Source organism: Pseudomonas sp. TH08, from assembly GCF_016651275.1.
Lineage (GTDB): Bacteria > Pseudomonadota > Gammaproteobacteria > Pseudomonadales > Pseudomonadaceae > Aquipseudomonas.
Window position 1 is genome coordinate 1,954,012 of sequence record NZ_JAEKEE010000001.1, and the last position, 15,320, is coordinate 1,969,331.

13 protein-coding genes and 2 pseudogenes are annotated in these 15,320 nt (G+C 59.3%); 6 read left to right on the forward strand and 9 right to left on the reverse strand.

Annotated features, from left to right (window positions below; translation table 11 throughout):
- The first annotated feature begins 2 nt into the window (after positions 1-2).
- From livM to JFT91_RS08950, 5 genes are all read left to right on the forward strand, one after another.
- Entirely contained in the window at positions 3-1,304 is a 1,302-nt protein-coding gene (gene livM, locus JFT91_RS08930; RefSeq protein ID WP_201232137.1) for a high-affinity branched-chain amino acid ABC transporter permease LivM, read from the forward strand.
- Positions 1,301-2,173 (forward strand): ABC transporter ATP-binding protein, encoded by an 873-nt coding sequence (locus JFT91_RS08935; RefSeq protein ID WP_201230324.1) that lies wholly within the window; start codon positions 1,301-1,303, stop codon positions 2,171-2,173. The genes livM and JFT91_RS08935 overlap by 4 nt, the downstream gene beginning before the upstream one ends.
- Positions 2,170-2,886 carry an ABC transporter ATP-binding protein gene (locus tag JFT91_RS08940; protein WP_201230326.1) on the forward strand — a complete coding sequence of 239 codons (717 nt, stop codon included), beginning with the start codon at positions 2,170-2,172 and terminating at the stop codon, positions 2,884-2,886. Before JFT91_RS08935 ends, JFT91_RS08940 begins: the two co-directional genes overlap by 4 nt.
- Positions 2,887-3,744: 858 nt before the next feature.
- Complete coding sequence (locus JFT91_RS08945; RefSeq protein ID WP_201232138.1) at positions 3,745-4,509, forward strand: SDR family oxidoreductase; 765 nt, start codon at positions 3,745-3,747, stop codon at positions 4,507-4,509.
- 185 nt (positions 4,510-4,694) lie between these two features.
- On the forward strand, positions 4,695-5,600 hold the full coding sequence (locus JFT91_RS08950; RefSeq protein ID WP_201232139.1) for a cation diffusion facilitator family transporter: 906 nt from the start codon (positions 4,695-4,697) through the stop codon (positions 5,598-5,600).
- Positions 5,601-5,762: 162 nt separating this feature from the next.
- On the opposite strand, the gene JFT91_RS08955 is transcribed toward JFT91_RS08950, so the two are convergent.
- The 7 genes and pseudogenes from JFT91_RS08955 to JFT91_RS08985 form a co-directional block, all read right to left on the reverse strand.
- Entirely contained in the window at positions 5,763-6,896 is a 1,134-nt protein-coding gene (locus tag JFT91_RS08955; protein WP_201232140.1) for an AGE family epimerase/isomerase, read from the reverse strand.
- 176 nt (positions 6,897-7,072) lie between these two features.
- Positions 7,073-7,645 (reverse strand): HupE/UreJ family protein, encoded by a 573-nt coding sequence (locus JFT91_RS08960; protein WP_201232141.1) that lies wholly within the window; start codon positions 7,643-7,645, stop codon positions 7,073-7,075.
- Between the two features lie 30 nt (positions 7,646-7,675).
- Complete coding sequence (ureG, locus tag JFT91_RS08965; protein WP_071174254.1) at positions 7,676-8,290, reverse strand: urease accessory protein UreG; 615 nt, start codon at positions 8,288-8,290, stop codon at positions 7,676-7,678.
- An 18-nt stretch (positions 8,291-8,308) separates the two neighbouring features.
- Positions 8,309-8,980 (reverse strand): annotated as a pseudogene (locus JFT91_RS08970) (urease accessory protein UreF); the annotation flags it as partial.
- Positions 8,977-9,477, reverse strand: a complete 501-nt coding sequence (ureE, locus tag JFT91_RS08975; RefSeq protein WP_201146872.1) for an urease accessory protein UreE — start codon at positions 9,475-9,477, stop codon at positions 8,977-8,979. The pseudogene JFT91_RS08970 and the gene ureE, both read right to left, overlap by 4 nt.
- Positions 9,478-9,776: 299 nt before the next feature.
- The gene (locus JFT91_RS08980) at positions 9,777-10,409 is read right to left on the reverse strand and encodes a TetR family transcriptional regulator (RefSeq protein ID WP_201230337.1); all 633 of its coding nucleotides are present in this window, start codon (positions 10,407-10,409) and stop codon (positions 9,777-9,779) included.
- A 169-nt stretch (positions 10,410-10,578) separates the two neighbouring features.
- On the reverse strand, positions 10,579-11,121 hold the full coding sequence (locus JFT91_RS08985; protein WP_201232142.1) for a hypothetical protein: 543 nt from the start codon (positions 11,119-11,121) through the stop codon (positions 10,579-10,581).
- Between the two features lie 385 nt (positions 11,122-11,506).
- On the opposite strand from JFT91_RS08985, the gene JFT91_RS08990 reads away from it, so the two are divergent.
- On the forward strand, positions 11,507-13,582 hold the full coding sequence (locus JFT91_RS08990; protein ID WP_201232143.1) for an AsmA family protein: 2,076 nt from the start codon (positions 11,507-11,509) through the stop codon (positions 13,580-13,582).
- Between the two features lie 93 nt (positions 13,583-13,675).
- On the opposite strand, the gene JFT91_RS08995 is transcribed toward JFT91_RS08990, so the two are convergent.
- Together JFT91_RS08995 and JFT91_RS09000 are read right to left on the reverse strand one after the other, a co-directional pair.
- Positions 13,676-14,209: a ferritin-like domain-containing protein gene (locus tag JFT91_RS08995; protein WP_201148480.1), complete on the reverse strand. Its 534-nt coding sequence runs from the start codon at positions 14,207-14,209 to the stop codon at positions 13,676-13,678.
- Positions 14,210-14,307: 98 nt separating this feature from the next.
- Positions 14,308-15,257 (reverse strand): annotated as a pseudogene (locus JFT91_RS09000) (LysR substrate-binding domain-containing protein).
- Positions 15,258-15,320 lie beyond the last annotated feature (63 nt).

Here is a 15,320-nt window from a genome sequence, read left to right on the forward strand (position 1 = left end):
CGATGTCTTCAACCACCCCAAAAAGCATTGATATCAAAAAAAGCCTGGTTGAGGCGATTCTGGCCGGCCTGATTGCCCTGATCGTATTCGGGCCGATTGTCGGCGTCGTTCTTGAGGGTTACAGCTTCAACCTTGAACCGACCCGTGTAGCGTGGCTGATTGGCATCGTCATGATTGGCCGCTTTGCCCTCAGCCTGTTCCTGCAAACGCCCAAGGGCCTGAAGATTCTCGACGGATTCGAGAGCACCGGTTCTGGCGTGCATGTGTTGCCTGCCGATCACAAATCACGCCTGCGCTGGATCATCCCGCTGATGATTGTGCTGGCCGTCATCGTGCCATTTGTCTCCAACTCCTACCTGCTGGGCGTGGTCATCCTCGGGTTGATCTACGTGCTGCTGGGGCTGGGGCTGAACATCGTGGTCGGGCTGGCCGGTCTGCTCGACCTCGGTTACGTGGCGTTCTACGCCATCGGTGCCTACGGTCTGGCGCTCGGCTACCAGTATCTGGGGCTGGGCTTCTGGACCGTGCTGCCACTGGCGGCGATCACGGCGGGTCTGGCCGGTTGCATTCTCGGTTTCCCGGTGCTGCGCCTGCACGGCGACTATCTGGCGATCGTGACGTTGGGCTTCGGTGAAATCATTCGACTGATCCTCAACAACTGGCTGTCGCTGACCGGCGGCCCGAACGGCATGCCGGCGCCGTTGCCGACGTTCTTTGGTCTGGAGTTCGGCAAACGGGCGAAGGATGGCGGGGTACCGTTTCACGAGTTCTTCGGCATCGCCTACAACCCGGACGTGAAGTACTACTTCATTTATGCAGTGTTGTTCCTCGTGGTCCTGGCCGTGCTGTACATCAAGCATCGTCTGGTGAAAATGCCGGTCGGCCGCGCCTGGGAAGCCTTGCGTGAAGATGAAATTGCCTGCCGTTCAATGGGCCTCAACCATGTACTGGTCAAGCTCTCGGCATTCACTATCGGTGCATCGACCGCCGGTCTTGCCGGGGTGTTCTTCGCCACCTATCAAGGCTTCGTCAACCCTACCTCGTTCACCTTCTTCGAATCGGCGCTGATTCTGGCCATCGTCGTGCTCGGCGGCATGGGTTCGACCATCGGCGTGGTGATCGCCGCATTCGTGCTGACCGTCGCCCCGGAACTGTTGCGCGGCTTTGCTGAATATCGCGTGCTGCTGTTCGGCATCCTGATGGTGTTGATGATGATCTGGCGACCACGTGGGCTGATCCGCATCAGCCGCACCGGGGTCACTCCACGCAAAGGTGCCATTCACTATGAGAGGACTGCGCCATGAGTGAAGTCGTACTCTCTGTGGAAAAACTGATGATGCACTTCGGTGGCATCAAGGCCTTGAGCGATGTCAGCCTGAAGGTCAAACGCAACTCGATCTTCGCCCTGATCGGCCCTAACGGCGCGGGCAAGACCACGGTGTTCAACTGCCTGACCGGCTTCTACAAGGCCTCGGGCGGCAAGATCGAACTCAACGTGCGCGGCCAGAAGACTAACGTCATCAAACTGCTCGGTGAGTCGTTCAAACCAACCGATTTCGTTTCGCCGAAATCCTTCCTCAGCCGCCTGTATTACAAGATGTTCGGTGGCACTCACTTGGTGAACCGCGCAGGCCTGGCGCGGACTTTCCAGAACATTCGCCTGTTCAAGGAAATGTCGGTGCTGGAAAACCTGCTGGTGGCGCAGCACATGTGGGTCAACCGCAACATGCTCGCCGGCATCCTCAACACCAAGGGTTACCGCAAGGCCGAAAGCGACGCGCTGGATTGCGCGTTCTACTGGCTGGAAGTGGTCGATCTGGTGGACTGCGCCAACCGTCTCGCCGGTGAGCTTTCGTATGGCCAGCAACGCCGTCTGGAAATCGCCCGGGCCATGTGCACGCGGCCGCAGATCATCTGCCTCGACGAACCGGCCGCCGGCCTCAATCCTCAGGAAACAGAAGCGCTGAGCGCGATGATCCGGCTGCTGCGCGACGAGCACGATCTGACCGTGGTGCTGATCGAGCACGACATGGGCATGGTAATGAGCATTTCCGACCACATCGTGGTGCTGGACCACGGCATTGTCATCGCTGAAGGAGGACCGGAAGCCATCCGCCATGATCCGAAAGTGATTGCGGCCTATCTGGGCGCCGACGAAGAGGAGCTGGTATGACCCAACCAATCCTCGAACTGAAAGACCTGGACGTGTTCTACGGCCCTATTCAGGCACTCAAAGGCGTTTCGCTGCAGATCAACGAAGGCGAAACCGTCAGCCTCATCGGCTCCAACGGTGCCGGCAAGTCGACATTGCTGATGTCGATCTTCGGCCAGCCACGGGCTGCGGGCGGGCAGATCCTTTATCAAGGCGTCGACATTACCCAGAAGTCTTCGCACTACATCGCCTCCAACGGCATTGCGCAGTCGCCGGAAGGGCGGCGGGTGTTCCCCGACATGACCGTCGAGGAAAACCTGCTGATGGGCACCATTCCAATTGGTGACAAGTACGCTAAAGAAGATATGCAGCGCATGTTCGAACTGTTCCCGCGGCTTGAGGAACGACGCACGCAACGGGCGATGACCATGTCGGGCGGCGAGCAGCAAATGCTTGCCATCGCCCGCGCCTTGATGAGCCGGCCGAAGTTGTTGCTGCTCGATGAACCGAGCCTGGGCCTGGCGCCGATCGTGGTGAAGCAGATCTTCGCGACCCTGCGCGAGTTGGCCAAAACCGGCATGACCATTTTCCTCGTTGAGCAGAACGCTAACCATGCGTTGAAACTGTCGGATCGGGCGTATGTGATGGTCAACGGCGAGATTCGCCTGACCGGCACGGGTAAGGAGTTGCTGGTGAACGAGGAGGTGCGTAACGCTTATCTGGGCGGGCACTGATTCCTCTTAAGTTGTCCACAAACCCCGACGCGAAAATGTCGGGGTTTTTTATATCTCAAACTCACTGTAAACCCTGTAGGAGTGAGCCTGCTCGCGATCGCGGTTTCCCATTCGCCATCACCGGTGGCTGATACATCGCCATCGCGAGCAGGCTCACTCCTACAGTTGATCCATGCCCGATTCCGAAATTGTGGAAAACAAATTCCGCTACCTGCCAAAGCGCGACATATAGACGCTGCAAATGGCTGTTTTTCCACAGTTTTGACTTGTCCCCGTTTGCTGTGGAGCTGGCTGTGAATAACGTGGGAGTAGCTGGCTGAAGCCCTTGTAATACGTGGCTTGCAGGTGTGTGAGTGTTTTTTGATCAGGCGTTTTTGCGATAGCGGCAGACGTCTTTGTCAACCTCTTTATAGTCGAGTTCGAGCAGCCGATTCCGTGTGAACCATCCTGTGGATAAGTCTGTGACTAAACTCTGGAAAGACTGCGCTAAGCGGCGTAATTACTGGCCCGGCGCAATCACCGCCGTGACTGTGCAGTCGTGCAAAATGCCATGTCCCGCACATCTGCCGCGTCAGGGTCAAGCAAAAAACTTTCTATTTTCCGCGCAAAGCCTTGTGTGGCGCGGCTTTGCGCGTTTTCACTTGCCCCCGGAAACTGTGGAAGGGCTTGTGGATAACGTGCGCGCACATGGCTACAGGCCACGCCCTGTATGGCGTTTCGACGATTGATCATTTTTTGAGCTGAAATGCGTCCATGCAGGAGCTGCCGCAGGTGTTGCCCGATATTCACGGGCCGGGCATGCTGCTGGCTGATTTTCTATTTCAGGGCTGCTCCGGTGGCCGAAGCAAGGAGAACACGATGTCCAACACCCTGTTTATCACCGGCGCAACGTCCGGTTTTGGTGAAGCCTGCGCCCGCCGTTTTGCCGAGGCTGGCTGGAAACTGGTGCTGACCGGCCGTCGTGAAGAACGCCTTGATGCCCTGTGCGCCGAACTGTCGAAGCAGACTGAAGTGCACGGTCTGGTCCTCGATGTCCGTGACCGCAAGGCGATGGAAGAGGCGATTGCCAACCTGCCGCCATCGTTCGCCAAACTGCGTGGCCTGATCAACAACGCCGGTCTGGCGCTGGGCGTGGACCCGGCGCCGAAATGCGATCTGGACGATTGGGACACCATGGTCGACACCAACGTCAAAGGCCTGATGTACGCCACGCGCTTGCTGCTGCCGCGCCTGATCGCCCATGGTCGTGGCGCCGGTATCGTCAACCTCGGCTCCATTGCCGGTAACTATCCGTATCCGGGCAGCCACGTGTATGGCGCGACCAAAGCGTTCGTTAAACAGTTTTCGCTGAACCTGCGCTGCGACTTGCAGGGCACGGGTGTGCGGGTCAGCAACATTGAGCCGGGGCTGTGCGAGAGCGAGTTTTCGCTGGTGCGTTTCGCTGGCGATCAGGAGCGTTACAACGCCACCTACGCCGGTGCCGAGCCGATCCAGCCGCAAGACATCGCCGAGACGATTTTCTGGGTCATGAATGCGCCGGCGCACATCAACATCAACAGCCTTGAGTTGATGCCGGTGAGCCAGACCTGGGCTGGGTTTGCGATCGAGCGTAACAAGGCCTGACATCAAATCCTGTGGCGAGGGAACTTGCTCCCGCTGGACTGCGTAGCAGTCCTTTTTGGGGCGCTTCGCACCCCAGCGGGAGCAAGCTCCTCGCCACAAAAATGGGTAAACCGGCGATAAGGTAAACTCCTCTCGCAACAACCCAACCGCACCCTGCGGTTTTCAAGGTTTTTCGAGGAGTTAAAGTGAGTAACCGAGGTGAGCAGTCGCTGCTCAAGCAATCGACCATCCTGATGTTCGCGGTGTCGATCGCCGGGATCGTCACCGGTTTTGTATCGGGTTCCCAATCCATCATGTTCGATGGTTTTTTTTCGCTGATCGCAACGTTCATCAAAGTCTTGATGCTGATCACTGCCAAGTTGATCGCCAAGCAAAGCAATCACCGTTTCCAGTTCGGCTTCTGGCATCTGGAGCCGATGGTGCTGCTGATCGAAGGCAGTTTCCTGCTGTTGATCGCGATCTACGCGTTTCTCAACGGTGTGTTCGGCATCATCAATGGCGGTCGCGAGATCGAGTTGGGGCTGGTGATCATTTATGCCGCGGTGTTTACCGTGGTTGAGTTCGCTTATTTCTTCTACGTTCGCCGGCGCAATCGCAAGCTCAAATCCACGCTGATTCAGTTCGACAACATCAGTTGGCTGGTGGATGCGATGCTCTCGGTAGGCCTGTTGATCAGTTTCCTTGCGGCGCTGCTGCTCAAGTCCCAGGGCTATGGTCAGTGGGCGGTTTACGTCGACCCGCTAATCCTGATCGTGCTGGCGCTGACCATGTTGCCGCCGGCGTTCAAGATCCTCGGACCCGCTTTGCGGGATGTCCTGGGGATTGCGCCGGACACGCTGGATGAGCAGGTGCGCCTGGTGATGGAGGCCGCCAAGGTTGAGCATGGTTTCGACGACTACGTGTCCTACGTGCAGAAGCACGGGCGAGCGCGGTTTATCGAGATTCATGTGGTGTTGCCGGCGGACTATGCGCTGAGCAGTGTTGGCCAGTTGGATGTGTTACGGGAGGAGATTTCGGCGAAGCTGGGCAAACCGGATGCGGCGCGCTGGTTGACCATCAGCTTTACCGGAGACAAGAAGTGGATCGCCTGATGTAATCCGGATCTGTGGTGAGAGCGGATTTGTGGTGAGGGGATTTATCCCCGATGGGCTGCGCAGCGGCCCTGCTTTTTAGGGCCGCTTCGCGCCCCATCGGGGATAAATCCCTTCACCACGGTGGATCCCTTCGCCACAGTGGATCTCATTGGCATGAAATCAGTGCAGGTATTCAGCCAAGCCGCTGTAGCAAGTCGCTAGGTGATACGGCGTCGTCGACGGCATGTCCTTGCGGCTGACGTCCCCCAGCGCATCCCGGCACTCATGCCAGCCACCGGCATGCAGAAACCGCTGCTGCAACGCCTGCAATTGGTGCAGCACCGCCGCTTCACTGGCTGGCCGCAACGTCAACGCCCGTAAATATTCAGCCTGCGCCCAGATCCGCTGAGTCGAATCTTTCGGCCGACCGTCCGTTTCCAGATCAAGCATCGCCCGCACCGCGCCGGATGGCTGCACCACGCCATATTGCTCGGTGAAGGCAAAGGCGCGATCAAGTGCAGCATGCAGTTTCGAACCGCGCAGCAGCGTTGATGACTCCAGCAGGAAGTACCACTCGAACTGATGCCCCGGCTCATACCAGTTATCCACAGCCCCGAGCGGCTTCTCCATCAGCACGCCGTGTTGCGGGTCGACGAACTGCTTGTGCATGGCTGTGCATAACTCAAGCAGCGCTTGTTGCGTTGCCGCGTCTTCACGCACTGACAATGTCGCGAGAAAGGCTTCGGCCAAATGCATCAGCGGATTCTGCAATGGACCGGTTTGCAAGGTGATCCAGTCGCGCTCAAGGCACGCTTCGTACAAGCCGTCACCCGTGGCAAAACGTCGGCCGATGATCTCCAGCGCCGCGTTGAGCGTCGACTCGACCAGCGGCTCGCGGGACTTTTCCCAGTAATGCGCGCAAGCGAACAGGATGAACGCGTGGGTATAGAGATCCTTGCGCTGATCCAGCGGTTTGCCCAGCGCATCGATGCTGTAGAACCAGCCGCCGTGCTCGGCATCGTGGAAGTGCCGTTGCAGCGAGCGGAACAGCTCCGCCGCGCGAACGCCCGCGTTATCCACAACCCCGATCAGACTGGAAAACAGATAGAGCTGTCGTGCGCAGGCCATTGCCCGATAGCGTTGCGCTGGCAGCGGTTGATGCGCAGCATCCAGCGCCTCGTAAGGCAGCGCCATGTCGGCATTCCAGCCCGGACCTTGCCAGAGGGGCACGATCACGTTGACGAAATGCTGTTGCACTTCGCTGAACAGGGCGGTCAATTCAGGCAGGGAGGTGGAGCGGGAAGCGTGGGGCATGGGCGGACGTCGTCACGGCTGGGGCGATTGCGCGACATGGTAGCAGAGAGACCGACATTAGCGGCTCCGTGTCTGATCGGCCGTCATCGCTGGCAAGCCAGCTCCCACAGGATTGTCGTACACAAAACCTGTGGGAGCTGGCTTGCCAGCGATGAGGACGGTTCAGGCGATAGAGATCAGCCGGCCAGCAACCAGGCACCGGTCACCGCCGAGGCCGCACCTGCAAGGCGCACCAGCGGTGCAGCAGCCTGAGGCAGGACGCGCACCAGCGCATAACCCGCCGCATGCAACACCGCCGTAGCGGCGACGAAACCTGCGGCATACGCCCACGGGCTGGTCATGTCAGGCAATTCAAGGCCATGCGCGACACCATGGAACAGCGCAAACACCGCCGTTGCCGCCACCGCCATCACCAGTGGCGGACGCACCGCCAGCGCCACCGCCAGACCCAGCGCCAGCACCGATGCGGCAATCCCGCCTTCCAGCGCCGGCAATTCCAGCCCTTCAAAGCCGAGCATGCCGCCGATCAGCATGGTGCCGACAAACGTGCACGGCAGCGCCCAGCGCGCCGCGCCTTGTTGCTGCGCCGCCCACAAACCAACAGCGACCATCGCCAGCAAATGGTCGAGACCGCCAATCGGGTGACTGATGCCGGCGATCAAACCGCTGTCGCCATGTCCCGGGTGAGCAAAGGCCAGCGCCGGGGTCAGCAGCAGCGCCAGTGCGCCAAGAATGCGTTTAAGTGTCATGAATAAGCTTCCTTGTTGATAAGTCGTGAATCAGGCAGCAGTCAGCAGGCCCTGACGTTCGATGAAGGCGATGATCTCTTCCAGACCCTGACCGGTTTTCTGATTGCTGAAGACGAACGGTTTGCCGTTGCGCATGCGTTTGGTGTCGCTGTCCATCATCTCCAGCGAGGCACCCACCAGCGGCGCCAGGTCGATCTTGTTGATCACCAGCAGGTCGGACTTGCAGATACCGGGCCCACCCTTGCGTGGCAGCTTGTCGCCGGCCGAAACGTCGATCACGTAAATGGTCAGGTCGGACAGTTCCGGGCTGAACGTCGCCGACAGGTTGTCGCCACCGGACTCCACCAGAATCAGATCCAGCCCGGGAAAGCGTCGGTTGAGTTGATCGACCGCTTCAAGGTTGATCGAGGCGTCCTCACGGATCGCGGTGTGCGGGCAGCCGCCGGTTTCCACGCCGATGATGCGTTCTGGCGCGAGGGCTTCGTTGCGCACCAGAAAATCGGCGTCTTCGCGGGTGTAGATGTCATTGGTCACGACGGCGAGGTTGTAGCGCTCGCGCAGCGCCAGACACAGGGCCAGGGTCAACGCGGTTTTGCCGGAACCGACCGGGCCGCCGATGCCGACGCGCAGAGGTTGTGTGTTCATGCTTGTTTCTCCAAGATAAGAGCGGAAGAGGCGGCTGTACTGGCGCTCGTGGGCCATGCACGCCAATGACAGCCCGAATGCGGCGCTGCCAATGTGTTCAGGATTGATTCGGGTCGCGTCCTGCTGGGCTTGTTGCAACAGCGGCAGCAGTTCGCTGGTCAGGCGTTGGGCGGCTTGCTGGCCCAGCGGCAGGGTTTTCATCAAGACCGCGAGCTGGTTTTCGAGCCAGCTCCACAGCCATGCGGCAAGGGCGTCTTGCGGGCTGATGCCCCAGGCGCGCGCGGCCAGTGCCCAGCAGAGCGCCAGATGCGGTTCGCTGCATTGTTGGAGAAAGGTGCGGGCGGGCGCGTCGAGTTCCGGCAAGCCGTTGAGCAGTTGCTGCAACGAATAGCCCATCTGCCGGCTCTCCAGATGCAGCTCGCGGGTTTCGCGGCTGGCGCGATGGCCTTCGCTGATCTGCAGTAGCTCAGCCCAGTTTTCATCCGCCGCCGCCTGACAATGGTCAAGCAACAGCGGCGCTTCGAAGCGCGACAGATTGAGCAGCAACTGATCACTGATCCAGCGTCGCGCACTGTCGGGGCTGTTCACCCGGCCGTTATCCACCGCCATTTCCAGGCCTTGTGAATAGCTGTAGCCGCCAATCGGCAGTTGCGGACTGGCCAGGCGCAGCAGCGCCCAGGCCGGATTCACAGGCGCACGCCGAACTGATGGAGCTTTGGCGCGTAGTTGAAATCTTCGTCGCCGTGACGTGAATGGTGATGGCCGCCGCCGTAGGCACCGTGTTCCGGCTGGAACGGCGCTTCAATGGCTTCGACCTGTGCACCGAGTTGTTCCAGCATTGCCTTGAGCACGTAGTCGTCGAGCAGGCGCAGCCAACCATCGCCAACTTGCAGGGCCACGTGGCGATTGCCGAGGTGATACGCGGCGCGGGTCAATTCGAAAGCGTTGGCGCAGGTGACGTGCAGCAGTTGTTCGGGACGCGCGCAAACGCGGACGATTCGGCCATCTTCGGCTTGCAGGCATTCGCCGTCATGCAGCGGCGCCTGGCCACGCTCCAAAAACAACCCGACGTCTTCACCCTCGGCACTGAAACAGCGCAAACGGCTTTTACTCCGCGCTTCGAAGGTCAGGTGCAATTCAGCGGCCCAGACGGGTTGGGGGTCGATTCTGCGGTGAATCACCAGCATCGGAAAACTTCCAGCTATGGACAATGCTCAGGCTAGAGCAAGGGCCTTGCCAATCGGACGAGATGTAGGAAATCCCTGTCGGAGCGTAGTGGATGTTTCAAGATGTTGCAGGAATATGGAAGGTTTTGGTGCGTGAAGATTTTTTAATGCACCAAATGGAGGCCGTGACGCCGCACCTTTGTAGGAGTGAGCCTCCTCGTGATTGCAGTGTGTCAGTCAGCAACAATTTGACTGATAGACCGCTATCGCGAGCAGGCTCACTCCTACAGGGGATTTGTGGTGTGGCGGGAAGAGGGGAGCTACTCAGTGCTGCCCAGGCCTTGCCAATGCTTGAGGCCGATAAAGATGAAGCGCAGTTGCTGGGTAATCTTCGCTTGCGGCGTCAAATGCTCCGGCAACGCTTCGGGCGGCGGGTCGATGATGTCGGGCAGGGTGGCAAACACCGATTTAACGATCAGGTCGGCCATAACGCTCAGCCCGGCCGCGTCCAGATGCTGAAGCTTGGGCATCAGGGTCAGGTCAACCGCCAGGTCGGAGCTGATGTTCTCGCGCAAGCGCCCAATGGCCTGACGCACCGGCTGCGAACCGCCGTACTGCTCGCGGGCGAGAAACAGGAACTGCGAACGGTTGGCGCTGACCACATCGAGAAAGATCCGCACCGAGGCATCAATAATGCCGCCCATGACGAATTCGTTGTGTCTGACCAGGCGGATGGTTTCGCGAAAGGTCTGGCCGACTTCACTGACCAGCACCAGCCCGAGCTCGTCCATATCGGCAAAATGCCGGTAGAAACCGGTGGGCACAATCCCGGCGGTTTTCGTCACTTCGCGCAGGCTCAGGCTGCCGAATCCTCGGCCGCTTTCCATCAAGTGGCGGGCAGCGTCCATCAGGGCGTTGCGGGTCTGTTGTTTCTGTTCGGCGCGGGGCAGCATCGCAGAGTGTGTTCTTCGGCAGGACAAGCGCCGCACTCTAGCAAATCGGCTTTATCGGCGTCGAACGGCAGGACGGTGCAGCGGGGATTTTTGCGGGATCTTTTACCAGCGCCTGAAAAGTCAAAAGCCCAATCCGTCGATTGGGCTTTTTTTCGAGGCCGCCACGGGCTTAGCTCACAGCGCTGTTGCGTTCGATCACACGGTCACCACCACCTTCGGCAAGCTGACCTTGTGGGGTTTTGTCATAGCCATCTTCAGCCAGGGTTTGACCTTGTGGAGTGCGATCGGAACCGTCGGACGCCAGAGTCTGACCCTGTGGGGTGCGATCGGAGCCATCGGATGCAAGGGTTTGGCCTTGTGGGGTGCGATCAGAACCGTCTTGCACCAGACCTTTTTCTTCCAGGCGATCACGGCCACCTTCGGCGACAGCCTGGCCTTGTGGAGTCTTGTCGTAGCCGTCTTCTACCAGGCCTTTTTCTTCCAGACGGTTGCGACCGTTCTCGGCGAGTTGACCTTGTGGGGTTTTGTCGTAGCCATCTTCGGCCAGGGTCTGACCCTGTGGAGTGCGGTCATAACCGTCTTCGGCGAGGGTTTGGCTGAACACCGAGTGGTTGTCTTTGACTTGTGGCGTGGCTTGGTCGGCAGCCGGCAGGGCGAAAGCAGTGCTGGCTAGCATCGACAGGGTAAGGCTGAGCAGTAATTGGCGTTTCATGATGGGTTGCTCCTTGGGAGGGCGATAAAGTGGGTACGAGGGCAATGCTACTCTCGATAAGTCGATATAAAAGTTCATAAACGCAATGGTAATAATCAACAGAATTGATTGTTCTGGCGGGAGGCTCTAGATCGGGCCTTTCGGAGCATCGGTTTTGCACCGAGGTGGGTATTTTCGACTCACTCACGCCTCGCAAGAGTGCGGGGGGCGGTAACGTTGTTCGACTGACCGGTCAGATTGCACGCAGGTTTTTGCGCCTTAATCGGCCTTTCGATTAAACCTGCGGGCCGTTTGCCAGTCACAGAGTTCATAGGGGCCGCTTTGGCCCGCCGTTTCAGCCGTTCGCCGCGACATTGGCGAACGGTCGTGATCAGGAGCTTTGTGCATGACGCGCACTGGAAAAATCTTCAGCTGGACCTTCGCCATCCTCGTGCTGTTATTGGCCGTGCTGGTTTTGATCATCGTGTTCTTCGACTGGAACCGGATCAAACCGCCGCTCAACGCCAAAGTCTCGGAAGAACTGCACCGACCGTTTGCGATCAATGGCAACCTCGCCGTTATTTGGCAGCGCGAATCGGATGAAGGTGGCTGGCGTGCCTGGGTGCCGTGGCCGCACGTTGTCGCCGAGGATTTGAGCCTGGGCAATCCGGACTGGTCGAAGAAACCGCAGATGGTCACCCTCAAACGCGTCGAGTTGCGTATCTCGCCACTGGCTCTGCTGGCACAACGCGTGATGATTCCGCGTATCGACCTGACTGAACCCAACGCCGATTTGCAGCGCCTGGCGGACGGCCGCGCCAACTGGACCTTCAAGTTCGATCCCAAGGACCCGAACGCTGAACCGTCTAACTGGGTTGTCGACATTGGCGCCATCAATTTTGACAAGGGCCACGTCACCCTTGATGACCAGAGCTTGAAAACCAACCTCGATGTGTTGATCGATCCGCTGGGCAAACCGATCCCTTACAGCGACATCGTCGGCGACAAAGCGGCAAAAACTGCGCAGGACAAGGGCGGTGCACCACAGGACTACGCGTTTGCGCTGAAGGTCAAAGGCCAATATCACGGCCAGAACCTCAGCGGTCAGGGCAAGATCGGTGGCTTGCTGGCCTTGCAGGACGCCAGCAAGCCGTTCCCGTTGCAAGCGCAGGCGAAGATCGGCGACACCCGTATCGAACTGGCCGGCACCCTGACCGACCCGATGAATCTCGGCGCTCTCGATCTGCGCCTGAAGCTGGCCGGTGCCAGCCTGGGCAATCTCTACCCGCTGACTGGCGTCACGTTGCCGGACACGCCGCCGTATTCCACCGATGGCCACCTGATCGCCAAGCTGCATGACGCCGCCGGCGCGAAGTTCACCTATGAGCAATTCAACGGCAAGATCGGCAACAGCGACATTCACGGCGACCTGACCTACGCCGCCAGCCAGCCAAGGCCCAAACTCAGCGGCGCGCTGCTGTCCAATCAATTGCTGTTCGCCGACCTCGCGCCGTTGATCGGCGCCGATTCGAACGACAAGCAAAAGGCCCGTGGCGGTGAAAGCAAGCAACCGGCGGATAAAGTGCTGCCGGTTGAAGAGTTCAAGACTGATCGCTGGCGCGCGATGGACGCCGATGTCGAGTTCACCGGCAAACGCATCGTCCACAGCGAAAAACTGCCGTTCACCGACCTCTATACCCACCTGAAACTCAATGATGGCGAACTCAGCCTCGAACCGCTGCGTTTCGGCGTTGCCGGTGGCAATCTCGACGCGCAGATTCGCCTCAACGGTCGCACAGAACCGCTGGAAGGCCGGGCCAAGCTGACCGCGCGCAAGTTCAAGCTGAAAGAACTGTTCCCGACGTTTGAGCCGATGAAGACCAGTTTCGGTGAGCTGAATGGCGATGCCGATATCAGCGGTCGCGGCAACTCGGTGGCCAAACTGCTCGGCGGCGCCAATGGCCAGTTGAAGATGTTGATCAATGACGGTGCGATCAGCCGTGAGTTGATGGAACTGGCTGGGCTCAACGTAGGCAACTACGTGGTCGGCAAGATCTTCGGCGACAAGGAAGTGAAGATCAATTGCGCGGCAGCGGACTTCGACATCAAGACCGGATTGGCGACGACACGACTGTTCGTCTTCGATACCGAGAACGCGATCATCTATATCGACGGCACGGCAAACATGGCCACCGAGCAACTGGATTTGACCGTGACACCGGAATCGAAGGGCTGGCGTTTGATTTCCCTGCGCTCGCCGCTGTACGTGCGCGGCAAGTTCATCAAGCCCGACGCCGGGGTCAAGGCTGTGCCACTGCTGCTTCGCGGCGCGGGGATGGTCGCATTGGGTGTGATTGCGGCACCGGCGGCAGGGTTGCTGGCGCTGGTAGCGCCGAGTGGCGGTGAGCCGAATCAGTGTGCGCCATTGCTGGAGCAGATGAAGGCGGGCAAGGCACCCGTGACCGTCAAGCCATCCAGGTAATTTTCAGCGTCTGTGAAAGCGCTATCGCGAGCAGGCTCACTCCTACATTGGAACGTATTCCAAATGTAGGAGTGAGCCTGCTCGCGAAAGGGTTTAAAGGTCTTTCAGGATGTCGGCCATGTCATCGGCGTGCTCTTCTTCCTGCGCGAGGATGTCTTCGAAGATGCGCCGAGTTGTCGGGTCTTTCTCGCCGATGTACTGAATGATCTCGCGATAGCTGTCGATGGCGATGCGCTCGGCCACGAGGTCTTCGTAAACCATCTCTTTGAGGTTGTTCCCGGCCACGTATTGCGCGTGGGACATTTTCGACAGCAGGTCAGGGTTGAACTCCGGTTCCCCGCCCAATTGCACGATGCGCTCGGCCAGACGGTCGGCGTGCTCGGCTTCCTGATTCGCGTGTTCGAGGAATTCTTCGGCGGCTACATGGGCTTTCACGCCATTGGCCATGAAGTAGTGGCGCTTGTAGCGCAGCACGCAAACCAGTTCGGTGGCCAGCGATGCATTGAGCAAGCGCAGCACCTCCTCACGGTCGGCGCTATAACTTTCGGTCACAGCGCCGTTCTCGACGTGTTGGCGCGCACGTTCGCGCAGTGTTTGCACATCTGACAGATGCAGGTCGTCACTCATTTCAGTCTCCTGGAGGCTAATCCGATGGGCGCCACGTTCTGCGGCCGTGGTCGCTACCCAAGTTGTGAGTCCCGAGCGAAGCAAAAAGTTTTATCGATTTACGCCCCTATCTTTGCTGGAGTTGCCGAAGGCTGCGATCTAGGCGCCAGCCCTGACAAAACCGCCTCCTCCTGCAACCACGCAAAAAAGCGCGCACCGGCGGATGCCGCTCGCGCCCGGGCACACACAACGCGCTATAGCCCGCGCCATCGACCTGCACATCACCCTTGTACGGCAGCAGCAAACCGTTGGCGACGCTCTCCGACACCAGAATATTGCTCGCCAACACCAGCCCTTGCCCGGCAATCGCCGCTTGCAGCGCGTAATGCTCTTCATCGTATTCACGGATCGCCGGTTGCTGGTTGAACCAGTGCTCCCCGGACTTGGCGCACCAGGCCTCCCAGCCGTGGGCATATAACTTCGAGTTGTGCCAACGCACGCTGATCAATGCCGGCGTGCGCCGTGCGGCCAGCGCCACTTGCTCGGGCGAGCCGTAGACGCCGAAAGATTCGTCGAACAGGCACAAGCCATACAGGTTCGGATAATCGTCGAGGCTGTAGCGCAGCACCAGATCGACGCTGGCGTCCTGATGCAGGTCAATCACTTCGCAATGGGTATCCAGACGCACATTGATATTCGGGTGTTTCGCATAGAAACGGCCGAGGCGCGGCACCAGCCACAGTGCGGCGAACGCGGCGGTGGTCGACAGCGTCAGGCTACTGGCGCTGCGTTGCGGGCGCAGGGTATCGACGCTTTGCGCCACTTCGAGAAAGGCGCCATGCAGGCTGCGGAACAAGCGCTCGCCACCTTCGGTCAGGTGCACCTGACGCGGCAGACGTTCGAACAGCGCGACACCGAGCCAGTCCTCCAGTGCACGGATCTGATGGGAGATCGCCGTCGGCGTCACCGTCAGTTCTTCGGCGGCGGCCTTGAAACTCAGCAGGCGCGAAGCGGATTCGAACGCGCGCAGGGCGGTCAGCGGCAGCGAGGCAAACATTGAAAACTCCATGGATGAAATAAACTCATCCCGACTGATTTTTGCTCATTTGAGACGCAGGCGGGTGAGCTGCAA